At 37.2% G+C, this 23,065-nt stretch carries 21 protein-coding genes; 12 read left to right on the top strand and 9 right to left on the bottom strand.

Annotated features, from left to right (window positions below; genetic code table 11):
- Positions 1 to 11 precede the first annotated feature (11 nt).
- Positions 12 to 1,175, top strand: a complete 1,164-nt coding sequence (locus KS419_RS15035) for an FAD-dependent monooxygenase (RefSeq protein ID WP_217067219.1) — start codon at positions 12 to 14, stop codon at positions 1,173 to 1,175.
- A gap of 74 nt (positions 1,176 to 1,249) precedes the next feature.
- Here KS419_RS15035 and KS419_RS15030 read toward each other — a convergent pair whose 3' ends face one another.
- Together KS419_RS15030 and KS419_RS15025 are read right to left on the bottom strand one after the other, a co-directional pair.
- Positions 1,250 to 1,897 (bottom strand): ThuA domain-containing protein, encoded by a 648-nt coding sequence (locus tag KS419_RS15030; protein WP_217067218.1) that lies wholly within the window; start codon positions 1,895 to 1,897, stop codon positions 1,250 to 1,252.
- Between the two features lie 12 nt (positions 1,898 to 1,909).
- Positions 1,910 to 2,623, bottom strand: a complete 714-nt coding sequence (locus KS419_RS15025) for an SDR family NAD(P)-dependent oxidoreductase (protein ID WP_217067217.1) — start codon at positions 2,621 to 2,623, stop codon at positions 1,910 to 1,912.
- A 187-nt stretch (positions 2,624 to 2,810) separates the two neighbouring features.
- Between KS419_RS15025 and KS419_RS15020 the strand changes: the two genes are divergently transcribed.
- Positions 2,811 to 3,377, top strand: a complete 567-nt coding sequence (locus tag KS419_RS15020; RefSeq protein WP_425514161.1) for a hypothetical protein — start codon at positions 2,811 to 2,813, stop codon at positions 3,375 to 3,377.
- A 169-nt stretch (positions 3,378 to 3,546) separates the two neighbouring features.
- Here the strand turns inward: KS419_RS15020 and nhaC are convergent, their stop codons facing one another.
- The gene (nhaC, locus tag KS419_RS15015) at positions 3,547 to 4,947 is read right to left on the bottom strand and encodes a Na+/H+ antiporter NhaC (RefSeq protein ID WP_217067215.1); all 1,401 of its coding nucleotides are present in this window, start codon (positions 4,945 to 4,947) and stop codon (positions 3,547 to 3,549) included.
- Positions 4,948 to 5,204: 257 nt separating this feature from the next.
- Positions 5,205 to 7,052, bottom strand: a complete 1,848-nt coding sequence (locus KS419_RS15010) for an SLC13 family permease (RefSeq protein ID WP_217067214.1) — start codon at positions 7,050 to 7,052, stop codon at positions 5,205 to 5,207.
- A 363-nt stretch (positions 7,053 to 7,415) separates the two neighbouring features.
- Between KS419_RS15010 and KS419_RS15005 the strand changes: the two genes are divergently transcribed.
- The gene (locus tag KS419_RS15005) at positions 7,416 to 8,294 is read left to right on the top strand and encodes an ion transporter (protein ID WP_217067213.1); all 879 of its coding nucleotides are present in this window, start codon (positions 7,416 to 7,418) and stop codon (positions 8,292 to 8,294) included.
- A 166-nt stretch (positions 8,295 to 8,460) separates the two neighbouring features.
- On the opposite strand, the gene KS419_RS15000 is transcribed toward KS419_RS15005, so the two are convergent.
- The 4 genes from KS419_RS15000 to hprK all read right to left on the bottom strand — a co-directional run bounded on the left by KS419_RS15000 (position 8,461) and on the right by hprK (position 12,390).
- Positions 8,461 to 9,426, bottom strand: a complete 966-nt coding sequence (locus KS419_RS15000; RefSeq protein WP_217067212.1) for an NAD(P)H-dependent flavin oxidoreductase — start codon at positions 9,424 to 9,426, stop codon at positions 8,461 to 8,463.
- Between the two features lie 231 nt (positions 9,427 to 9,657).
- The gene (locus tag KS419_RS14995) at positions 9,658 to 10,875 is read right to left on the bottom strand and encodes an EAL domain-containing protein (RefSeq protein WP_217067211.1); all 1,218 of its coding nucleotides are present in this window, start codon (positions 10,873 to 10,875) and stop codon (positions 9,658 to 9,660) included.
- Between the two features lie 392 nt (positions 10,876 to 11,267).
- On the bottom strand, positions 11,268 to 11,390 hold the full coding sequence (locus KS419_RS25270; RefSeq protein WP_281419821.1) for a hypothetical protein: 123 nt from the start codon (positions 11,388 to 11,390) through the stop codon (positions 11,268 to 11,270).
- A gap of 79 nt (positions 11,391 to 11,469) precedes the next feature.
- Complete coding sequence (hprK, locus tag KS419_RS14990; protein ID WP_217067210.1) at positions 11,470 to 12,390, bottom strand: HPr(Ser) kinase/phosphatase; 921 nt, start codon at positions 12,388 to 12,390, stop codon at positions 11,470 to 11,472.
- Positions 12,391 to 12,804: 414 nt separating this feature from the next.
- Here hprK and KS419_RS14985 point away from each other — a divergent pair, with 414 nt between their 5' ends.
- The 5 genes from KS419_RS14985 to KS419_RS14965 all read left to right on the top strand — a co-directional run bounded on the left by KS419_RS14985 (position 12,805) and on the right by KS419_RS14965 (position 18,783).
- Entirely contained in the window at positions 12,805 to 13,521 is a 717-nt protein-coding gene (locus KS419_RS14985; protein WP_217067209.1) for a DUF5058 family protein, read from the top strand.
- 15 nt (positions 13,522 to 13,536) lie between these two features.
- Positions 13,537 to 14,229 carry a small-conductance mechanosensitive channel gene (locus KS419_RS14980; protein WP_217067208.1) on the top strand — a complete coding sequence of 231 codons (693 nt, stop codon included), beginning with the start codon at positions 13,537 to 13,539 and terminating at the stop codon, positions 14,227 to 14,229.
- Between the two features lie 13 nt (positions 14,230 to 14,242).
- Positions 14,243 to 15,559, top strand: a complete 1,317-nt coding sequence (locus KS419_RS14975) for a M20/M25/M40 family metallo-hydrolase (protein ID WP_217067207.1) — start codon at positions 14,243 to 14,245, stop codon at positions 15,557 to 15,559.
- Positions 15,560 to 15,948: 389 nt separating this feature from the next.
- Positions 15,949 to 16,140 (top strand): alpha/beta-type small acid-soluble spore protein, encoded by a 192-nt coding sequence (locus tag KS419_RS14970; protein WP_217067206.1) that lies wholly within the window; start codon positions 15,949 to 15,951, stop codon positions 16,138 to 16,140.
- A 231-nt stretch (positions 16,141 to 16,371) separates the two neighbouring features.
- Entirely contained in the window at positions 16,372 to 18,783 is a 2,412-nt protein-coding gene (locus KS419_RS14965) for a glycoside hydrolase family 94 protein (RefSeq protein WP_217067205.1), read from the top strand.
- Between the two features lie 182 nt (positions 18,784 to 18,965).
- On the opposite strand, the gene KS419_RS14960 is transcribed toward KS419_RS14965, so the two are convergent.
- Positions 18,966 to 19,433 (bottom strand): YkyB family protein, encoded by a 468-nt coding sequence (locus KS419_RS14960; protein ID WP_217067204.1) that lies wholly within the window; start codon positions 19,431 to 19,433, stop codon positions 18,966 to 18,968.
- 206 nt (positions 19,434 to 19,639) lie between these two features.
- Here KS419_RS14960 and KS419_RS14955 point away from each other — a divergent pair, with 206 nt between their 5' ends.
- From KS419_RS14955 to KS419_RS14940, 4 genes are all read left to right on the top strand, one after another.
- Positions 19,640 to 20,209 carry a LysM peptidoglycan-binding domain-containing protein gene (locus tag KS419_RS14955; RefSeq protein ID WP_217067203.1) on the top strand — a complete coding sequence of 190 codons (570 nt, stop codon included), beginning with the start codon at positions 19,640 to 19,642 and terminating at the stop codon, positions 20,207 to 20,209.
- A 217-nt stretch (positions 20,210 to 20,426) separates the two neighbouring features.
- Positions 20,427 to 20,891 (top strand): YusW family protein, encoded by a 465-nt coding sequence (locus KS419_RS14950; RefSeq protein WP_217067202.1) that lies wholly within the window; start codon positions 20,427 to 20,429, stop codon positions 20,889 to 20,891.
- A gap of 308 nt (positions 20,892 to 21,199) precedes the next feature.
- A complete protein-coding gene (locus KS419_RS14945) occupies positions 21,200 to 21,337 on the top strand; it encodes a hypothetical protein (RefSeq protein ID WP_217067201.1) in 138 nt (45 codons plus the stop codon).
- A 300-nt stretch (positions 21,338 to 21,637) separates the two neighbouring features.
- Positions 21,638 to 22,816, top strand: a complete 1,179-nt coding sequence (locus KS419_RS14940; protein ID WP_217067200.1) for a Gmad2 immunoglobulin-like domain-containing protein — start codon at positions 21,638 to 21,640, stop codon at positions 22,814 to 22,816.
- Positions 22,817 to 23,065 lie beyond the last annotated feature (249 nt).

The raw sequence follows: 23,065 nt of genomic DNA, 5'->3' as shown, positions 1-23,065 counted from the left end.
GTTAAAATAAAATGGGTCAGAGAGCCATTATTATTGGTGCTGGAATAGGTGGTCTTTCTACTGCCATAGCATTATATCGTATAGGGTGGGAAGTAAAGGTATTTGAAAAAGCGCCCATTCTATCAGAGAAGGGTGCAGGGATTGTTATGGCAGCAAATGCTGTCAAAGCTCTTCAGTATTTCGGATTGGAAAAAGCCATTAGTGTCAAAGGGGCGAGAGTAGAAAAAGCAGAAATTCGCAGTTGGAATGGAAAACTATTGTTGAATATCCCAACAGTTAAACAAGCAATGAAATTTGGAACATATAGTTATTTAATTCATCGGGGTTCATTACAAAGAATATTATTAGAAAAGCTAAAATCATTTGGAGTGATACCACAGGTAAACAAAGAGTTTCTTTCCATTAATGAGAATTCCAATATAGTGAAGGTGACATTTACGGATGGAAGTGTAGCGGAAGGAGATCTTCTTATTGGGGCTGATGGTGTTCACTCAAAAATAAGGCAACAACTCATTGGCGAGGACCAACTTTGTTATTCAGGTTTTACCGCTTTCCGTGGAATATGTTCATTAAAAAATGACTTAAATTCTGTTAACGTTGGTGGTGGGTTTGAGGCGTGGGGGTTTGGGAAAAGATTCGGGCTTTCCCAACTTGGAGAAGGACAAACCTTTTGGTTTGCAGCGATAAATTCTCCAAAAGGAATGGATATTTCTTTAATGGAAAGGAAATCATTTTTACTTAGACAATTACAAGGATGGTATCCGCCAATACAAGAGGTTATTAATGCTACGGAAGATACGAAAATACTGCATCATGATATTTATGACCGAAAACCATTAAAGAAGTGGAGTTATAATCGAATTACATTACTTGGTGATGCAGCACATTCTATGCTACCAAACCTAGGTCAAGGGGGAGCACAGGCGATGGAAGATGCCATTGTATTAGCCAGGAGCCTCAATAAAAAAATCGTGGATATTCCAGATTCATTACATACCTATGAACAACAACGAATTTCCCGTACAACCAAAATTATATTACAATCAAGAAAAATGGCACGAATGGTTCAAATGGACAATCCGTTACTTACCGCTGGAAGAAATTCCTTATTACGTATTCTACCAGCTAACTTTTTTGTGAAGAGACTGAAATGGATACAAGGATTTGACATTTAGAAATTACGACTTGTTTGTTAACGAACAAAAATTAATTGGGAATAGGGACTTTAATACCCTATTCCCCTTTTCACTTATTTTGTTAGTGCCCAAGATATTTTTTCAGCTAACAACCGATTGATATTTTCGTTTAACATACCTTCTTTAGTATGTGCAGGTGTAAAACAGCATACTTTTCCTTCTCCGAATGGATGTTTCCACCCTGCAAGTGAATCTCCATCGGCACCGGTACTCCACAGATCTACCTCTGTGTTTACCACATCACAATGGACAAAATATTGTTCATCTGAAAGCGTGAACGTATTTTCACCACTTGTTTCGTCTTCTTTCAGCATATACGTTACTTCTTGAAGCCCTGGGGGATGATAGTCAAAGTATCCTCGCAGTAATTGTATATAATTGCTATCGGTTTTATATCCTGCCATCCCTGCATGCCACGCTATTGCACTTCCACCATTCTCTACATAAGAGACGATCTTCTTATCCAGTTCATCTGTTAACCAAGTATACACTTTATCATCAGTTGGGTTTAATTGGTCGATTTTTCCATTAATAAATAGATCTGGTTGCTCGTTAAGTACTGTTAATACTTCTTCATGCGTTATGTACTGAAGATTGATATTTTTCCTGTTTGGTAATCTGGAAACTGCTGATTCTAAACCAGCCATAGCATCTTCTGCATTATGCCAGTAGTCACCAAGTAATGCTACGATTGTTATCATTGATATCACTCCTTACCAGTTCATTTTATTCCCTTGATAATCAATATACATATGTTCTTCGATAGGTGGCGCCTTCAAAATTTCTTTCACAATTCCAGTTGCTGACTCCATGGCGTCAATGGTTGCTTCATGATTAAACTCACCCATTATATATGTTTTTACATAACCTGGGTGAATGGCTAAAACCTTTACCCCATAGTTCTTCAATTGGTTTTGTAAAATCGTTAACTGCATGTTTAATGCTGCCTTGGACATGGAGTAACCGTACTCCTTAACTCTCCAGGAATCCGCCAAACTTCCTGCTTCCGAGGAAATATTGGCTAACACTTTACTTTTACCTTTTATCAAAAGCGGAATGATCGACTTAGACACTTGCAAAGGCCCAAAAACATTTGTTTCATAGAGTTTCATCATATCGTCATAATGAAATTCACCAAAGATGTCAGTGGAGCGGTCTTTGAATATAGCAGCATTATTGATAAGAATATCTAAATGACCAGATTCTGTTTCGATAAAATTAGCTGCCTGATCAACAGACTGCTGGTTCGTAACATCAAGAGAAATAATGTCTAAATGTTTGTTATTTTCCTTTTTTAGTTCATTTAACTCCGGCCAGTCATTCATGTATTGTCCAGCAAAAACATGAAATTCCAATTTAAGAAAAACTTTTGTTAGTGCAAGGCCTAAACCTCTATCTGCCCCTGTAATATAAACTGTTTTTTTCAAGGATGTTTACACCACCTAGCTTTTTATAGTTTAACTATATGTTCTTCATTATTGCTTCATTTCCTTTATGAATTTCTAATGGTGTTTGTCATTTTCAGTAAAAAAAGAATACCTCATTCCAAATTCCTGTTTCTAGTATGATACTTTAAGAAAATGGAAACCATCAAAATAGACTGATTTATAAGAGGTGCTAACATTGGATTACAATCAGTATTGGGTTGAAATAAATCATAAATCGAATGAGGTTAATTCCCTTGTAAGATCTTATTGGCATGACTATTCGCACACAGGTACATGGCAGTTTTGGTTTTCACTAATCTTATTAGTTTTGCCTGTAATAATACTATTTTTCACGGTGGATCGAAAACGGGTTTTTGAACTCCTATTTTACGGATATACAGTACATATACTTTGGACCTATATTAGTATCCCACTAGAAAGGGGTGGCTACTTTATCCATACTTATTTTGTATCCCCACTTTTACCTTTTTCACTTAATATGACAGCTTCCGTAATACCCGTTTCTTACATATTATTATATCAATACTGTACAAATAGAAAGAAAAATTTTTACTTATATGCAATTATAGTTGGGGCAATATTTGGCTTTGGTATTTCATCTATTGAAGCGGCACTAGGATTGGTTGAGTTTGGTGATGAAATGTCCCGATTTTACCTTTTCATTATTTGTTCTTCCATCACCATTTTTGCCTATTGGGCAACAAGATTTGTTCTTTGGTTTAAGCATCGATAGAGAGTCTTTACGTTATTTAAGATGTGATATTAATTTTTTTAGTGTATTATTTGACCGGCGAGTTAAAGAAAGGATGAGGCGTTGTCCGCCCCATGTGTATATCCTGAAGTAAAGCCAACAGAGAACGTTTATCTGTCAAATAATGGAGTTAATACGACGAGTGCATATTTTATGATACTTCTTCCTTTTTATTCTCTTTGTCAGTGTCCATTGTTATATTTAAATATCCATAGGCTGCCACAATAATTGGCGTAAGCCAACAAACGATGGCATATGGAGCAAAAGCAACTGGACTGACAGATAATACGGAAAGCATAAACATACCACTGCTGTTCCATGGAATTAAGGGAGCTGTTAACGTACCGCTACCTTCCATTGCTCTAGAAAGGTTTTTTTGATGAAGATTCTTCTTCTCAAATGATTCCTTAAACATTTGTCCAGGAATAATAACAGCCAAATATTGATTGGCGCTGAAAATATTGATAAAAATCCCTGAAGTAAGGGTAGTTGAAACTAAATTTCCAGTACTTCGAACAAAACGCATCATCCCTGTGACAATGGAGTGCAGCATACCACATTTATTCATGACACCACCAAAACCAAGTGCAATCATGGCTAATGCAATAATCGAGTACATATCAGACATTCCACCTTGGGACAAAATATTGTCCATTGTTTCTGAACCCGTATCAATACTGTATCCTCCGTAAAGAGTTTGCAGCATGTCATTCATATTAGCCCCTTGAACGGAGACATACATTATACTTCCAAGAATTACACCAACAATCAGACTAGGAATGGCCGGCATCCGGAACAGAATCATTGTAATGACTGCTGCAGGGGGTAAAATAAGCCAAGGTGAAAAAACAAATGTCTCGCCTAATAAGCTTTGAAGTTCATAAATATCACCGTTAGAATTCTGTCCACTAGTCATCCACATTCCAAGGACGAAGAAAAAAACGAGACCTACTAGAAATGCCGGTAAGGTAGTGTAAAGCATATGTTTGATATGTTCGTAAAGTTCTACCCCAACAATGGAAGGTTTTAAGTTTGTTGAATCGGATAATGGTGATAACTTGTCTCCAAAAAAGGACCCCGATACTACAGCACCAGCAATTGCTTCCACTGGTACACCCATTCCTTGCCCGATTGCAATACAGGCAACACCAGCGGTACCTGCCGTAGTCCATGAACTACCTGTTACAATGGCTACAACACTACAAAAAACTAAAACTGCAGGCAAAAATAAAGAGGGAATCATAAAATCAAAGCTGTAATAAATTAGACCAGGTACGACCCCACTGGCAATCCATATACCAATGATCATCCCTATAATAAGCATGATGATTAAAGCAGGGATGGCCGTTTTGATAGCATCAGTAATTCCATCTTCAATGGATTTCCAGCTATTACCTAGTGCTAAAGCTACTATAACCGCAACCGTTCCCCCTAAAAATAAAGCCATATGTGGCTCTGCATCATAGACAAATATACTGAGTCCAAGAAAAATTCCTATTGCTATAATTGGAATAATAGAAACTGTGAAACTGGGATTTTTTACATCTGACATAAAACACGATCCCTTCTTTTGTAGATTAAAATGTCCTATTAATTATTTTGTTACCCGAAACTTCAAATGATTAACCAGGGAAAAAAAATAACAGAAAGAGGCTGGGACAAAAAGAAAGTGTTTAATCGAAAATCCGAACAACACACAATCATAGCGAAGTATATTCGTAGCTAATGATTGAACCAACTATCATTTCATACGGATTTTTATTGATTAAAACACTTTTAACCCAGCCTCTATCGTTAAGTGGAAGCAAATTAAAAGGGAAAAAACAGCGGTAATAATAAAACAGCAACAACAGCAATTACTATTTGTAAAGGAATTCCCACACGAACAAAATCAAGGAATGTGTATTTTCCTGCAGCCATAACCATCGCATTCGGTGGAGTGGCAACAGGTGTGGCAAAGGCCATACTGGAGGAGAAGGCAACAGCCATCACCATTGGGATAGGGCTCACACTCATTTGTTCTGCAGTTAAAATAGCTACAGGAAACAACAATACGGCGGTTGCTGTATTACTGATAAATTGACTGAATAAAGAAGTAATCCCGTATAAACCTGCAAGTACTGCAATGGGACCTAATGCTCCTAAACTGTTAATGAGACCTTCTGACATAAATGTAACTCCACCAGTTTTTTCTAAAGCAGTAGCCATCGGTAACATACATGCTATCAGTACCACTGTCTGCCAATTAATCGCCTTGTAAGCCTGATCTGTATTCCTCACACAATCTGTTAGAATCATGAGAACTGCCGCAACGGCAATAGATACCACAGCAGGAACCCATTCAAGCACCATGGCTATTAGCATTGCCATAAGAATGATCCCTGCAATCCAGCTTTTATTTGTTTGATTAGCTAGGTCAGTATCCTCCGCAGCAGATTTTAACACGACCGTATCGTTTTTCTCCGAGGAGAGCAAATTGATATCATTCCATTTTCCATGAACTAAAATCGCATCCCCATAGTGTAATCGATCATCCGCATTCACTTTTTTCGCCTCAGTGAATTGGTGTTTTAAAGCGAGAACTGTTAAACCATATTTCTCTCTAAAGTTAACATTTCGTATCGTCTGGTTAATTAGCCGTGATTGTGGAGTTAAAATTACTTCTGCAAGATGTGATTCTTCAAGTTTAGGCGGTTCTCCAAGAAGGTGAATCAGTCCAGTATCAGCAGTTAGTTTCTTCAGTGCATCCCTCTCTGCATAAATGAGAAAGATGTCGCCTTTCTCGACTATATAACTAGGGCCCACAGTTATTGGATGAATTAGTCTTCCACTGCTAAAACGCTTTAAAGAAGTGGAACTTTTTTCCTTTATTACTTCCAAAACAGTGATATGATATGTACTAGCTAATTGTAGCTCTTTTATCGATTGACCAACAATACTGCTGTCTTCTGGCGTTTTCAAGGTATGAATGTAATTGGAAATTCTGTATTGCTCCACTAGTTCTGCAGCATTAAAATTAGTCACCATGCCGGTTTTAGTCTCAACAGGTTTATCGAGCATTCTCCGACCAATAAACCACAAGTATAAAATACCGATAATTAGCATCGTGAGACCTATTGGGGTAAAAGCAAAAAAGGAGAGGGAACCATAACCGGAATCAGCCAAACTTTGACTTGCAATCAAGTTTGGAGCAGTTCCTATCAACGTTAAAGCGCCACCCATACTGCTAGCAAAGGCTAATGGAATCAGCAGTTTCCCAGGGTGAATTTGCATCTGTCGGCACAAACTCACCACGACAGGAAGCAAAATAGCGACCGTTCCAGTATTACTAATAAAACCACTTAACACCGCAACTAAGAGGAGCATAAAAACAGTCAATTTCCATTCCTTATTACCAGTTTTCTTAACAAGGAGATCCCCAGCTTTTTTTGCTAACCCACTTTGAAAGACACCTTCACCAACGATGAAAAGGGCAGCAACCATAATAACAACACTATTTGAAAAACCAGCGAATGCTTCCGGTACGGTGACGAGCCCAGTTAATAACAGTGCCAGTAGAGCACATGTTGCCACCAAATCGGCCCGAAACCTTGGAATTAAAAAGCAAACGGTCGTAATGATTAATATAAGAAAAACTAATTGCATATCTGTAATCATAGTTGGAGTATCCTTTCAATAATGTTCATGATTAACAAGTTTAATTAATAAAACCTGTTCCATTAATTATTATTGTGTACGTTCTGGAAATTTTTATAAAAGTAAAGGCAATGTTAAGGGCTAATATTGATATTAATCACGATTTATAGATATTTACAACTCTCTTTCTCTGTAAGGATTACCATGCTGTTTTATCCGTCGCACAAATTGCAGAAAATTTAAGTACTACCTCTGTGCATTTAATAACTTTTACACTATAATAATTTTACTAATGATAAATTTAAGATATAATGTCCTAAGGAAGAAACATCATTCCTTTATTAAATATAGAACCGTATTACAGAAGGGAATGGAATCACTACAATGACAAATCCAGCAAAAAACACAATAAATCATTCGATAAGAATAAAAGTCCGAAATCTTATTGAACATTCCTATTTTCAACCGATCGTGGTAGGAATTATTTTATTTAATGGATTAATTATCGTGTCAGAGACATACTTTACAGGAAACGTGTTTCTATTAACAATTGATAGATTGATTGTTTGGGTGTTTATCATAGAATTACTTTTGAAACTAGTGGGACTTGGTGCAAAAGGGTATTTTAAAGATCGATGGAATCTATTTGATTTCATGATAGTGGCTAGTAGTATTATATTTTACAGTACCCCATTTGTTAGTGTCCTAAGACTAATCCGGGTATTACGGTTAATCCGTATGATTCCGGCAATCCCAGCTTTACGAAAGATTATTGATTCATTAATGAAATCAGTTCCTGCGTTAACAGGGATATTAGGACTGTCTGTGTTAATCTTTTCGATTTATGCAATCATTGGAACAACCTTTTTCAGCGAGGTTCTTCCATATGAATTCTTTGGGAGTTTTCATACCTCACTCTTTACTCTAATGCAGGTTGTCACATTTGAATCGTGGGCCAGTCAGGTGGCAAGGCCGGTGATACATGAAATTCCTTGGGCGTGGGCTTATTTTGTCTCATTTATTATAATCGGAGCTTTAGTTATATTAAACTTGGTTGTTGCTGTAATCTTAAGTTACTTAGGTCAGGATGATGAACTGAAACGGGAAGAACAGATGGCACAACTTCACAAAGAAAATGAGGATTTGAAGAACGACTTGAGGGAGATAAAACAATTAATTCTTGATTTAGATCGTAATCGTGATCCAAGCCCGAGTGCTACTCAAGACAATTCTCCTAAAAGAACTCGAAATGAGTCTGCTTAACGGCTAACTTGTTCTAAATAGTGCATAAAAAATACTATGTTTTGAATGTTGATGATCCGAAAAGTGCTTTGTCACTTCGTCTGCTAAAATAGTATGATGCGAAACAGGCAAAGGAAGTGACAAGCAAGTTTTTAAAATGTAAATCACCATGAAACGATACCGACTATTATGAAACGCTAGTATCTACTCTTGAATACTCTGATATTATATTATCTATTATTGTCTGAACAGGAAGAATGTCATTGATTTCGTCTACTCTCGAACCACTAAATACAAGACCTTCTTCGGCATCACCGCCACGGGATGTCAATAATGAATCGTAGATACAAAAACGATGAGAGCATTTCTTAAGGCATGAGTAGCACTTAGCAATCTTTACTTTTTTATCGTCACTTATTCTATCAGTGAATGCATTTCTAATTGCACGCCCTTGTAAGCCAACGACAGATTGAATAAGTGTTGTATCACCTTTTTTACTGTTAATATATTTTTCTTTAAACGTAAGCGGAGCATCACACTCAAGACTAGCAACAAACCTAGAACCCATTTGTACACCCGAAGCACCCATTTCAATCGCCCTTTTGACATCTGTCCCATCAATAATTCCACCTGCAGCAATGACTGGGATATCTACCGCTTCTACGACTTCCGGTAATATGTCAAAAAGAGGACGCTCTGTCCCCAAGTGACCACCAGCTTCAAAACCCTCTACAACTACTGCAGATGCACCAAGCCTCTGTGACATTTTTGCAAGTTTTGCGGATGAAACGATCGAGATAACCGGAATATTATATTCTTTTCCCCAAGAATACATATCTCGCGAAATTCCGGCCCCTGAAATAATAAAATCAACCTGTTCTTCCATTGCTGCTTTCATTGTTTCAGCAAAGTTTGTCATTGCATAAAGGACATTTACACCAATATACCCAATTCCATTCGTTAGTTCCCGAGCCTTTCTAATATGTCCCCTCATTTCATCAATAGGAATTCCTGTACCGGAAATGATTCCTATTCCCCCGGCATTTGCAACTGCTGAGGCCAGACCGCTTAAGGATATGCCAACACCCATTCCCCCTTGGATAATTGGCAGTCTTGGCTTCATATGTGCAATGTTCAGTTGTGGTAACATCATTAACTCTCCCTCATTTCATCAGTAGTAAACTAATATTTCTATACGAATCAATCGTATCAATTGAAAAATCGAATTACAATTGACATATGTCATGTGTTACTAGTATTAGGTCATAATATATGAAGTCAGAATGTAAACAAATATCCCTAGATCCTCTCCTAACAGGGGAGAAGCACTAAAAAGAGGCTGGGATACATCTAACCCAGCCTCACATATGCTACCTAGCTAATATCAAAGCAAGCCATTTTGCTCAAATAAATACGAATATGGAATATCAATAAATAAATACGATCCATCCTCGAGGGGATATGAATACGTACGTATCATTTCATCCTTTTCAATATCTGTATACAAATCAGACAGAATACCCCGTTTTTCAAAGTCCATTCTTACAATATTTTCAATAAAGTATGGTCGCCAACTCCAGTTTTTTTGGCGAGTATCTTTTACAAGTTCCCATGAGGAACCTTCAGTTGACTTTTGGGCATTGGAAGAAAGTTGAAACCCATCATGATCGCAAATGTATACTCGGAAAGTAAACGATGACAGTGCCTTGGCAATCGTAAGTACAACCTCATCAAAATTATGGTCAATATTAATAGATTTTAACGTATTCTTCAATGCAGTACTTAGTTTTTCCGTTAACAAGAGCTGTGCTTCGATTTTTATCCGTTCATGTTCAATAAAACGGTGAAATTCTTTCTTGATCGTCTCTTTACAAAAATTAGCATCCACAAATGTAGGTTTCGGGCTTCCTAAATAAAACCCCTGATAATACCTTGCTCCATTTCTCCAAGCGAAATTAAGCTTCGTATACTTATCAATTCCTTCGAACATTAACGTAGACCCAAGCTTTCGAGTTAATAGGGATAATGAATAGAGAACATCCCGATAAAGTTCAGGAAACGTATCTCCCTCCAAGAATCCCACATTTACCTTGACAATATTCGGATTGAGATTTGCCAAACGCTCCAGATTGCTCGATGAAATACCAACTTCACCAATAGCAATATTAACACCTGTACTTTGAATATATGTAATCAAGTGCTTTAAATCAGTATAATTTGATGTATAGTCCTTTTCTTTGATTTCCAAAACAACCCGCTTTATGGAAAGACCTTTGTTTTGATAGGTAAACAATTTATCCATAAATCGCTCTCCATTATCCTGTAACAGCGAGTGTACATTCATGTTCAGTACGAGATAGAGATCTGGATAGTCAAGGAACTGCTCCAACGCAAGCGTCTGAACATGGTCATCAATCTCATCACGGTATTCTTCCGGAATAGTATCATCATTAAAAAACGCCCCAAGACTTAACGGACCATCCTTTGTAATCATTCTTGAAAACACCTCATAACCCACAACCATCTGTTTATCCGCACTGATGATAGGTTGATAATAAGGAACAATTTGCTCTTTATTTAAGAGAATATCTAACGGATCCAAAGAGACACCTCCAAACATCATAAACGAAAAAGATTGTTTAATTATACCACAGCTTTTTCGAAACTCCCGCCTCAAATTTTGTTAGAAATTAAGTGGCGGGAGTACTCATTGTTGTGACACTTGAAGTGAATGCCAGTGGAGAGGATGGAGTTTTGCAATGCTTATAATTATTGTGGGGTTCGTAAGATATATGTAAATCATGTCATTTCGAGGTTTTATACATTTATGAATTTTTTAAATTCTTATGTATTCTGCTAGTGTTGGTGTAAAATTGGAGCAGCAATACTCGTCGCAAGAGCAAGATAACATCTAGAAGATGCCAAAGCACGTACTTATAAATTCTGCCCTTCATAGAAAAATCCCTCCTGAGAGGGACTTGACTATTACTTATACTATTCTTCACGACCTTCAAGTTTACCAGCTCTGGAAATTGTAGTCCGTTCTTTTCCGTTATTAGGCTGTGCCGCATCCTTACTTTTAATCATATTACGTTTCGATTTCGAACGTTTACTCACAATTGCACCTCCATTAAAATCAAAATAATTTCCCAAACATATTTTGGATGTTCTGAAGATAAATTATTCTCACAAACCATTATTCCACATTGCCTTCAATTCGGCGCATAAATTCTTCGGCGGCACTGTAGCCCTGTTTCTTTAAAATCCAATTATGAACAGCGGCTTCAATTAACTCCGCCACATCACGTCCAGGCTGGACTTGTATCTCCAGAGTCGGAATACTGACTCCCATATACTCCACAAATTGAGGTTCATGGTCTAATTCATTATTCAATGCGTCTTTTTCCCATTTCGTTAAAAGGATATCAAGGGAGATAGGCGTTTCATCCTGAAATGATTTTCTTCCATATAAACGGACAACATTTAATAAACCGATACTTCGCAGAGCCAAAAACTCTTTCGTCTTTTCATCATGTGTACCAAGAATGGTTTGTGGACTGATTTTTTTGAGAACCACAACATCATCAGCAACCAAACGGTGACCCCTAAGAATTAATGTATGAGCTGTTTCACTTTTACCAACACCTGACTTTCCCCTAAGCAAAATTCCAATTCCTGAAACATTAACACAAACACCATGTATCGATATTTCAGGTGCCAGTACATTAGACAGATACGACTCTAATTTAGATATAAATTCAGAAGTGGATTCTGGTTGTTGTGTGATTAACAATGGAATTTTCTCCTCGATACAATGCCGTGTTAAGTACGTAAGCCCATCTTCCTCTGCTGTTACGATAAAACATGGTGGATGATAATGAACAATATTACCGATTCGCGTTTTTCGTTCTTCCTTACTTAATTTATGTAAATATGTCACTTCCTTTTTCCCTAGGGTCTGTACGCGCTCTGTTGGGAAAAAATCAAAATAACCAACAAACTCCAGGCCCGGCCGATGTACCCTTGTCTTTGTCACTTTTCTCTGTAAATGTTTTTCTCCCGCTAACACTTTTAATGAGAACTTATTTACTACATCTTGTACAGTTATCGCTTTCATTTCTCCTCACCATCCTAATCTATTTAAATCACATACTTATGTATCTAGGAAGTATTCCTTTCTGTCTTTAACAACTTATTAATACTCTTTATAACATACTCTTTATAACATACTCTCTATAACATACCATACTATCAGCAAATCAATATTGAAGATTCAAAGAATATTGATATGGATTCAATCTAATTTTATATTCCTTTCTTTTAAATACTATTGTAAGAAACTATATTATGGGAATTGCAACATGTGGATTTTTTTGTATTGCTTTAGGTAAGAAACTAAATCCCATTCAATTAAATTAATAAAGATTTTTCAGAATATTGATGCTATAGTATTACTAATACAAATTTTTAATCAAATACAGCAAGCATGGATATCGGAGATTTGTAAATAACATAAAAGGGGGGAACAACATTGCGTGATGTTATGGAAGTTGCAAACAGCGGGGTCATTTGGATATTTGCACTTTTGATCATTGGATTAGTAGTTACACAGGGGTTGCTTTTCATTCGATTAGCTTCACGAGCAAGTAGCGCTGTTGGGATGAGTCCTACCGAAGTAAGGAGCGCATTAAAAACAGGAGCTATAAGTGCCATCGGTCCATCCCTTGCGATCATGGTTATCGCCATTTCCCTTATTACATTTTTAGGGGATCCATTAACACTGATGAGAATTGGGATTATTGGATCAGCTCCAATTGAAGCGTTAGGGGCGAGCATCGGTGCTGATGCTTACGGTGTGGAGTTAGGATCATCTAGTTTTTCCCCACAGGCATTAACAACAGTTGTTTGGACGCTATGTCTTGGAGGAGCCACCGGACTTTTCGTTGTGGCAACATTCACAAAATCATTTGGACGTGCGGAGAAAAAAATTACAGGCAAAAGTAAAAGTGGCAGTAAGATGATAATCGCAGTCACAACTGCAGCATTAATTGGAGCATTTAGCTTCTTTGTAAGTGGTGAAGTGGTAAAAGGACATGTCCATACTTTTGTAGCTATTGGTGCTGGATTGTCGATGATCATCATGATGCGAATTGCAAATGAGAAAAATATAACTTGGTTAAAGGAATGGTCACTAGGACTGGCCATCCTTGCTGGTTTACTTGTGGGATATGTTGTCACAATAATATAAGGAGGGTTCCATCCAATGACTATTAACGAAGAAACGAATCTAAAAGAAAAAAAAGCTGTTCAAGGAATGGATGCTTATTATGATCAGGCCCACCTTTGGGGACGGTTAACGATTTGGATGGTCATTATTTTGTCCGTTCTTCTTCCCCTGTACCTATCGTTTATTCTCGGTTTTCATCCAGGATGGGGACCAATTATTGCAGCGTATATTGCCTATGCGGCATTGATGGGGTTAGCTTGGACGATGGAGCCGATTTTATACTTCCCCACTCTCGGAGTTTCTGGTACATATTTAGCTTTTTTGACTGGGAACATCTCCAATATGTGTCTGCCTTCTGCTGCGGCTGCACAGCATGCTATAGGAGCGGAACCTGGAACTAAGAAAGGGGAGGTGGCTGCCACACTGGGGATCGGAGCAGCATCTCTGATGAATATCGTTATCTTAATTCCGATTATTTTTGGAGGATCTTACCTTCTCTCGGTGTTGCCAGAAGAGGCACAATCAATGCTCCAGTATATCTTACCCGCCATTTTCGGGGGGATACTTGGTCAGTTTGCCATCAAAAAGCCAAGGTATGCTGTGATTGGATTGGCAGTAGCCCTCAGCATCATGCTCTCACCCATTGGTGCACTGAAAAATATATTTGTTGCTATTTTAATCACGGTTCTCGTTTCCATATATTTGGACAAAAAAATAATAAAAGCCTAGAAAGGAAAAGGTAATGGACAAGACAATACATGAAAAACCAGAAGCTATTCTTCAAAAACTGATTCAATTTAATACCACTAACCCTCCAGGACATGAAAAAGCTTGTGTGGAATATATTAAAGACTTATTAACAGAATACGATATTCCTTCCGAAGTAGTATTTCTCCATGAGGACAGGCCAAATTTAATTGCCAGATTAAAAGGAAATGGAGATGCTCCTCCCCTTATGATGTACGGGCATGTGGATGTTGTGACAACTGAAAATCAAAAATGGACACATCCCCCGTTTTCAGGTGATATCATTGACGGTTATGTATGGGGGAGGGGTGCCCTTGACATGAAGAGCGGGGTTGCGATGATGATTGCAGCACTTCTAAAGGCAAAAGTGGAAAACGTTTCTTTACCTGGTGATGTCTTATTAGTAGTAGTAAGTGATGAGGAAAATGGGGGAAATTATGGGGCTAAGTATTTGGTCGAAGAACATCCTCACTTATTCGCTGGAGTGAAATATGCATTAGGGGAGTTCGGTGGCTTTCCAATGGAGTTGGAGAAAAACCGTTTTTATCCTATTATGGTGGCCGAAAAACAATCCAGTTGGGTTAAATTAACAGTAAGAGGTCAGGGAGGACATGGATCGATGCCAGTAAAAGGTGGTGCGATGATGAAGTTGTCACAAGTACTGGACAAACTGAATCAACCGCTCCCGGTCCACATCACACCTGTCGTCAACGAGATGATTCAAGCTATAACAAAGGAATTTCCATTACCTAAAAGAATTGTATTAAAACAATTACTAAATCCGAAACGGACAGATAGAATTTTGAAACTAATGGGGGATAAGGGTAACACATTTAGCAGTCTGCTTCACCACACCGCCTCTCCCACTGTCATTCATGCCAGTGATAAAATTAATGTAATACCTAGTGAAATTACCTTAGAGGTGGATGGCAGAATTCTGCCAGGGTTTACGGAAGGGGAATTTGAAAAGGAGTTAAAGGAATTAATAAATGATGATTCTGTTGAGATTGAGTTTATTCGTTCTGATATTGTAAAAACAGAACCGGATATGACACACTTTAATACACTTGCACAGATTTTAAAAATGAAAGATAAAAAAGCAAAACCAATTCCATTTGTATTGCCAGGTGTTACAGACGGACGGTTTTTTTCAAGTCTTGGAATCCAAACATATGGTTTTACACCTATGAACCTTCCTTCTGACTTTAACTTTATCAAGAACATTCATGCTGAAGACGAACGAATTCCGGTGGAGTGTTTATACTTTGGAACAGAGGCATTGTTAGAGGCAATTCAAAAAATCGGAAAGTGAATAGAGCACTGGATAAAATAGGTTAAACCAAGTATATAACCGCACCAAAATAATGAAAGGAAAAAGAGAAAGAGTAATTTCGGTGGTACAGGATATACCACTTTAAATACATTTTCATTACGTAACCTGTATTGTCAATAGAAGAGAGCAGTTTAAATGTAAATGTGAATATCCATTTCAAATGCAAGCACACCCTTTTTTTCTTAGTGTGCCTCAATCGTTGGAAAATTATGTATCTTAACTGAAAATAATTCTTTTTACTTATCTTTGGTCACAGTGATAGAGAAGGCGGGTTGGAAAATATTACGTTTGACTTTCTTTATTTTGATCACATATTTATCTTATTTTGCTGAACAATAACGGTATACAATTGAAAGGAGGAATTCAAAGTGGCAAATAACAATCAACTTTTAGTACCTGGAGTACAGCAAGCTCTAGATCAAATGAAGTATGAAATTGCGCAAGAATTCGGAGTTCAATTGGGTGCTGATGCTACATCCCGTGCTAACGGATCTGTTGGTGGAGAAATTACGAAACGTTTAGTACAAACTGCTGAGCAACAGTTTGGCGGCACGAAGTAAAGTTTTTTCACACCTCCAATAACTAAATACACATGGCTTAGAGCATGAGATTTTCTCATGCTCTTTATACATCATACATGTTTTAGAAATGTGAAAACTACTTTTAGTTCGTTTTTGAATGTTTAAAGAACATTTAAAACATAACTTGTATTCTAAAAATACTGTAATATACTTAACATGTAAGTGTTGTTAGCGCATACAAAATTAGGAAATCTAAGAAGGAGGTTTAAAATGAAGTACGGTTATTTTAATGATGAAACGAAAGAATACGTTATTACAAATCCTAAAACACCGACTAAGTGGATTAACTATGTTGGAAATCTGAAATTTGGAGGATTTGTGGATCAGACAGGTGGTTCATTGATATGTAAAGGAGACCCAGCTTTAAATAGAATTGTGAAATACTTACCTCAGCTTCCTAACTATGAATTTAATGGAGAGACAACTTACATAAGAGTGAAGGAAAACGATAGTTACACAATTTTTTCTCCTTACTTTGTTCCTACTCTTGATAAATATGATCTTTATGAGTGCAGAGTAGGATTGGGTTACTCCAAATACGTCTCTGAAATCCATGGGATTAGAACAGAAGTAACTGTTTTTGTACCTGATAATGAACCAAGACTTATTAGAGATATTACTGTAACCAACTTAAGGAAAACTCATGTAGAATTGGATATTATCCCTGTTGTGGAATATACCCATTTTGATGCATTAAAACAGTTTACAAATGCGGACTGGGTTCCTCAAACGATGCAATCAAGACTCGTGGAGGAAAATGATGGCTTAAAGGTTTTAACTCAATATGCCTTTATGAATCGAGATACAAGAATAAATTACTTTACTTCGAATTATCCAGTTTCTTCTTTTGAATCTGATCGTAAACTTTTTTTAGGTGAAAATGAGTTTGGGACTTGGGCAAAACCACAGAGTCTACTAAAAGATGAATTAAGTAACTATGAATCCCATCGAGGAGATAACATAGCCGCTCTAATGCATCATTTAGGGGAACTTGCACCAGGGGAACAGAAGAGAATTATTACTCAGCTAGGACAAGGTAGCAATATTTCAGAGGAAAAAGCTGCAATTCAAAAGTATAGAAATGAGAAAAATGTAGATGATGCTTTCAACAATTTAGCAAGTTTCTGGGAAACATATTTATCCAAACTGCAAGTTGAAACTCCTGATGAACAGATGAACACATTACTTAATATTCACAATCCAAGACAGTGCTACATTACAAAAAACTGGTCAAGGGATCTGTCCTTATATCAACTTGGTTTTGGAGGACGTGGTATAGGATTTAGAGATAGCTCTCAAGATGTATTAGGCGTTATACCAAACTATCCTGAAGATGCACGAGAATTAATTGAAAAATTACTGCATACACAAAAAAGAGATGGATCTGCCATGCACCAATTTTTCGCTTCAACGATGGAAGCGAATGAAGGGGATTCTAGAGAAAGGCCAGACAGACCAGATTATTATGGTGACGATCATTTGTGGATTGTTCAATCTGTTTGTTCATATGTGAAAGAGACTGGAAATACAGATTTCTTAAATAAAGTCATTCCTTTTTATGATAAGGATACTTCTGGCAACACAATCGAAAGCGGTACCGTTCTTGAACATATAAGGAGATCAGTTGAATTCACCAAGAACGATACTGGTGCTCATGGTTTACCACTCTTGGGATTTGCAGACTGGAATGATACGATAAACTTGCCGACTGGTGCTGAGTCTTTTATTAATGCACATTTGTACGGGAAAGCATTACAAGAATTAATTGAGTTAATGACCTTTATGGGAGACAAAGAATCTGCAGATACTTATGAAACTTGGTATGCTGAGATGAAAGAAGTAGTAAATAACGTTGGCTGGGATGGAGAATGGTATATCCGTTACTTTGATTATAATGGAGAACCTTTAGGATCCCACAAAAACGAGCACGGTCAAATTTATGTCAATGGACAAACTTGGGCAACAATCGCTGGCTTCGCAACAGAGGATCGGGCCAAAACCGCTTTAGATTCTGTTTACAGAATTCTTAATACGAAAAATGGGATTAAACTAAGTGCTCCAGGTTTCAACGGTTTTGACCCTGATAAGGGTGGTATTACGACATACCCTCCAGGAGCGAAGGAAAATGGAGGTATATTCCTACACACCAATCCTTGGGCAATGATAGCAGAAACTATAGTAGGAAATGGAGACAGGGCATTTGAATATTATTCTCAAGTAAATCCTGTTTATAAAAACGATAAGATTGATGAGTATGAGATTGAGCCATATGTGTATCCCCAAAACATTCTGGGAGATGAGCATCCTCAGTTTGGTTTAGGAAGGAACTCATGGCTTTCTGGTACATCTTCATGGATGTATCAGGCTGGTACAAAGTATATTCTAGGTATTATGGCAGCCTATGATGGGCTAATTATCAATCCTTGTATACCAAAGGAATGGGATGGTTTTAAAGCAACAAAATATTTCCGAAATGCTACCTATGAAATTGAGGTTAGGAACAAAAACCATATTAATAAGGGAGTGAAATCAATCTCTGTTGATGGGGAAGTCATTCAAGGAAACAAAGCCCCAATCTTTAACGATGGACAAGTTCACAAGGTTATTGTTGAAATGGAATAAGTTAATCAAATAGTGAGTAAAGACTGTCCCCACAAGAATCTTTTGAATCTTGAATATGGGGGCAGTCTTTTTATGAAGGAAATTTGGAAGTACCTGCCCACGATGAAGTATCAGCAAGTTGGGGACAGGTGGTTTTTTAGAAGGACTTGGGCGTAGTCAACAAGTAAATGGATCGAGAATGACTATCTTTTTCTACCATCCAAATAGGATGAGACAAATATATTTTGATTGTATACGGGCTTTTTATTTCTTTTTTTCTGTGGAGACTCGCCCAGGAAATTATAGAGAATAGTTTTTGCAGCATCTAGTCTCATGTGGATGCGGGGATTCTTGAGGTCATTGTTTATTTTACCGGTGTGTTTGAGTTGGGAATCACCTTTTTCGGCTATCGTATGAAAATAAAACTGATATTCACTTTCAGGAGTTCCAACTTTAACAAGGACGACAGAACTTTGTAATCCTTTACTTGGATTTGTACTATACTCTCGACATACTTTCTCTGCAAGATTCTGTGTCTCGAGTTTTTTTAATGATTTCCTTTTTAAATAATATAATTCAGAAGAATCAAGTGCTGTTTTGGCATGTCTGTTAATGGTATATAATGCGACTTGAATAGAGGTTAAATCAGTAGAACTGATGTTATCTTTCATAATACCCTCCTTAGCTTTAATATACTTCCATTATACCCTTTTATAAGAATTTTAATAGTTTTACCTCTAAAGGAGAAGAGTTAATTTGGCTCATGAAGAATGTAATTAAAATAATAAAATTTGAAGTTCTTTGAAGAAATATGTTTAATATTGTTATGAAAAGGAATGGGAGTACTGTACCGTTACTAAAAAAGGAGGAGTTAAAGATGAAAAAGACAACAAAAATTATAGCACCTGTAGTAGGTCTTGGACTATTGGTTGGAACATCAAGCATCTCTGCTCAATCCTCAGTAACAGTGGAATCGGGTGATACGTTTTGGGGAATAGCACAAGACTATGATGAACTTTCAACGGAAGAGATTGTGGAGGCCAATAATTATGATCCATTAGAAATTCCCGTTGGAGCTGAAATCATAATACCAGTGAACGGTGAAGACAGTTTTGATGGTGAAACGGTTACCCACGTTATTCAACCTGGTAATACGTTGTCAAGTATTGCATCCGTCCACGACGGTGTGACAGTGGATGATTTATTGGAGTTAAATCCAGGAATTGACCCATACTCTCTAACTATTGGATCAGAACTTGCTGTTGTATCCTATGATAGAGAAGAAGGAGAAGACTATCTTTACCACACGGTACAACCAGGAAACACTTTCTTTGAAATAGCCAGTGTTTATGACGGTGTATCTGTAGAGGATTTACAAGATGCAAACCCTAATGTTGACCCATATGAGTTAACGATAGGTTCTCAGTTAGTTATTCCACTTCAGTAAAATAATTGTCATCACTTTAAGCAAGGCGTGGGATTATCCCATGCCTTGTTTGTTTCCATTATATAAATTGGGGGTCACATTAAAGTGTAAAATCACTTTTTCAGTGCCCTCATAAATTGGCGATATCTTTTTCGTATAAAAGATTTTTTCAAGGTTATCTTATTAATGTTTAATTACTGCCTGATAATATAAACAGGCTACATAGGAGGAAGAAACGATGGGAATTAAAAGGTATTTAAGTTTGGTTTTAGGTGTACTACTAGTAAGTGGGTTGTTAGTTGGTTGGAATCAAGGGTATGATCAGAATGTGAATACTAATGAACGGGGAAATGTATCAAAAGAGGAACAAGAAATTAATAAAGTAAAATCAAAAGTGTTAGAAGAAATAATTAAATTTGAATTAGAAATTGTTGATGTAAATGATCTGGAGATGGAATGGGAATATGTCAAAGAAAAGAAAAAAGTTACCGCAGAGATTGAACGTGGGGATGAAGAAATAACTGGTGCTGAAGCGGTTAAAGAGATGGAAAAAATTCTATCTCAAATAAAATTAATGGAAGGCATGAAAGAAAAAGCGATCGTGACTCATATTTTAGAAGTCACAGCAATTAATCCAAAAGATGTAAAGTCATTGGAGCTTGATATAGAGTACGCTAACGGGACTAAGTTTAGAATTAATTGAAACAGATATTATAAATCTTTAAAAGAGGACCAAGAGGAAAAGAATTCTTCTTTGGTCCTTTTATTTCTTACCACCATATTAGAGGAGGAAGGGATGATCTCAAACGTAATAGGAGTAAAAAATACCCACTGGATCATCCAATAAGATGTATTTTGATGTTATTCTCAATTTACTTTTTGTTAATCCTTAAAGTGATAACATGTTAACTAAGTAATTTGATCATCCAAGAAATAGACTTGCACCCAATTTCCAAAGGCTCATATATTAACTTCTGTGTGAGATTATTTTTCAGGGAGGAACTTTGAACAATGAAGGATTATCAAGGAATAACATTAACCAGGAAAGATTTTCAGACTGGAAGTAACGGGTATAAAGTGGTTAAAGTAGAAGTGTCGGTACCAACGGAGAATCTATATGCCGTCTGCACTCCGGTAAAATTGAAATAAGAGAACAAAACCAAAAACCACCTCTTTATTATACATAAAAAGAGGTGGTTTTTGTTATACAGAAAAGAACTTGAGGTGCAATATGATGAAAATGGGTGTTACTTATTTTGATTATTCCCGTCTTATAAGATAAAGGAAGAACAATTCGTTGTTAAAGTCTCGTCAACAAGAGATGTATCCAGATAACTTCCTCAGCAAATAATGCATCTAAGAATGTAATTTTAACTTGAATTTAATGATATAACCAAAAGAATAGAATATTGTTTTTCCTATTTAGACTAAAATAGGAGGTTTATTAACATGAAAGGTCTTATTAACGGTTGGATAATCGTAGTTTCCTCAATATTAGTTTTCACTGCGTGCAATCATGAACCAATGGAATCCCTAACTAATAATAGTTCAGATTTAGCAGAGAAAGAAGATACGATTGGAAGTAAGGACACCACTGTTGCAGAGGAGAACGAGGACTTAATTCCTGATCCGAGAAAAGTAGTGATCGAAAATGATGCATTTAAGATTTTTGAACCAGCTCCTCACACCGTAGTAGAGGATAGGATAGTTGTTCAAGGTTTAGCAATGGTTCATGAAGGAACCATATTTTATGAAGTGGAAGATGGTCACTTTATATATGATAGTGGTTATACTACTGCAAGTAGCGGAGCACCTGATTGGGGTGAGTTTGAGCTAACAATAGACATTAAGGAAGTTCCAAATGGCACCATTACTCTTTTCCTTTATGAAGAAAGCGTAAAGGATAGATCCAGACAGAATGAATTAACTATCTCGTTAGATGTGGTGAAGGATGAATTCGATCAAGGGTTTGTCGCAGAGAATGAGGCCTTTAAAATTTATTCTCCTGATCCCAACACGGAAGTGGAAAATCAAGTGATTGTCCATGGATTTGCACGAGTATTCGAAGGAACAGTGCATTATGAACTGGAAGATGGTCATTACCTATTTGATAGTGGATTCACGACCACTAGTGATGGGACACCGGAATGGGGTGAGTTTGACATAATAATAGATTTAGGGGAAGTACCAAATGGTTACGTAACCCTTATACTATATGAAGAAAGTGCAAAGGATGGCTCGAGACAAAATGAGATAAGTATCCCGTTAAAAGTGATGAATGAAGACAACACAGCTAAAGATCCAGAAGAAGATCAAGTAGTTGCAGAAAACAAAGCTTTTAAGATTTTCAGCCCTCCTCCACATGAAGAAGTGGCAAACCAGGTGATTGTGAGTGGGCTTGCTAGAGTTTATGAAGCAACGTTTCATTACGAATTGGAGGATGGTCATTACATCCTGGAGAGTGGTTCTACAAATGCAAGCGATGGGGCCCCGGAATGGGGAGAGTTTGAGATTATCATTGACATTGATAAGGTATCGAACAATTCTTTAACCCTTATATTATTCGAGGAAAGTGCAAAGGATGGGTCAAGAATGAATGAGTTAATGATACCAATTAAAGTGAAATAAGAAAAGCGCAAGCGCCTATGGTCACGAGCGTAGGGCAGTGCCTCTTTCTCTACAAGCATCGCTCTGAAGTTTATCCGTCCATCGGGCAAAGCGCCACGTCCTGTGGCATGCCCGATATTAGGACGTCCTGTCCGTCGAGGCAACTCGAAGCATCCTCGTGAAGTAAACGCTCGTTGGACAGCGAATTCGAAGAAGTAGCTAGAAGTCCGATCTTTGACTTCGGTTGTCACTTCCGAAGTGCCCCGTAGC

Source organism: Evansella tamaricis (assembly GCF_019042215.1).
Taxonomy (GTDB): domain Bacteria; phylum Bacillota; class Bacilli; order Bacillales; family Salisediminibacteriaceae; genus Evansella; species Evansella tamaricis.
Note: the sequence above shows the minus strand (reverse complement) of the source record. Positions and strands in the feature narration are given on the sequence as shown.

Coding starts and splice junctions, on each gene's coding strand:
- KS419_RS15000 (WP_217067212.1), bottom strand. CDS start 9,426: ATGATGTTACCACAACTGAACATTGCACATATGAAGCCAAGACTGCCA.
- KS419_RS14980 (WP_217067208.1), top strand. CDS start 13,537: ATGACTATTAACGAAGAAACGAATCTAAAAGAAAAAAAAGCTGTTCAA.
- KS419_RS14975 (WP_217067207.1), top strand. CDS start 14,243: ATGGACAAGACAATACATGAAAAACCAGAAGCTATTCTTCAAAAACTG.
- KS419_RS14950 (WP_217067202.1), top strand. CDS start 20,427: ATGGGAATTAAAAGGTATTTAAGTTTGGTTTTAGGTGTACTACTAGTA.
- KS419_RS14965 (WP_217067205.1), top strand. CDS start 16,372: ATGAAGTACGGTTATTTTAATGATGAAACGAAAGAATACGTTATTACA.
- KS419_RS14940 (WP_217067200.1), top strand. CDS start 21,638: ATGAAAGGTCTTATTAACGGTTGGATAATCGTAGTTTCCTCAATATTA.
- KS419_RS14960 (WP_217067204.1), bottom strand. CDS start 19,433: ATGAAAGATAACATCAGTTCTACTGATTTAACCTCTATTCAAGTCGCA.
- KS419_RS15005 (WP_217067213.1), top strand. CDS start 7,416: ATGACAAATCCAGCAAAAAACACAATAAATCATTCGATAAGAATAAAA.
- KS419_RS15030 (WP_217067218.1), bottom strand. CDS start 1,897: ATGATAACAATCGTAGCATTACTTGGTGACTACTGGCATAATGCAGAA.
- KS419_RS14955 (WP_217067203.1), top strand. CDS start 19,640: ATGAAAAAGACAACAAAAATTATAGCACCTGTAGTAGGTCTTGGACTA.
- KS419_RS15010 (WP_217067214.1), bottom strand. CDS start 7,052: ATGATTACAGATATGCAATTAGTTTTTCTTATATTAATCATTACGACC.
- KS419_RS14945 (WP_217067201.1), top strand. CDS start 21,200: ATGAAGGATTATCAAGGAATAACATTAACCAGGAAAGATTTTCAGACT.
- KS419_RS15035 (WP_217067219.1), top strand. CDS start 12: ATGGGTCAGAGAGCCATTATTATTGGTGCTGGAATAGGTGGTCTTTCT.
- hprK (WP_217067210.1), bottom strand. CDS start 12,390: ATGAAAGCGATAACTGTACAAGATGTAGTAAATAAGTTCTCATTAAAA.
- nhaC (WP_217067215.1), bottom strand. CDS start 4,947: ATGTCAGATGTAAAAAATCCCAGTTTCACAGTTTCTATTATTCCAATT.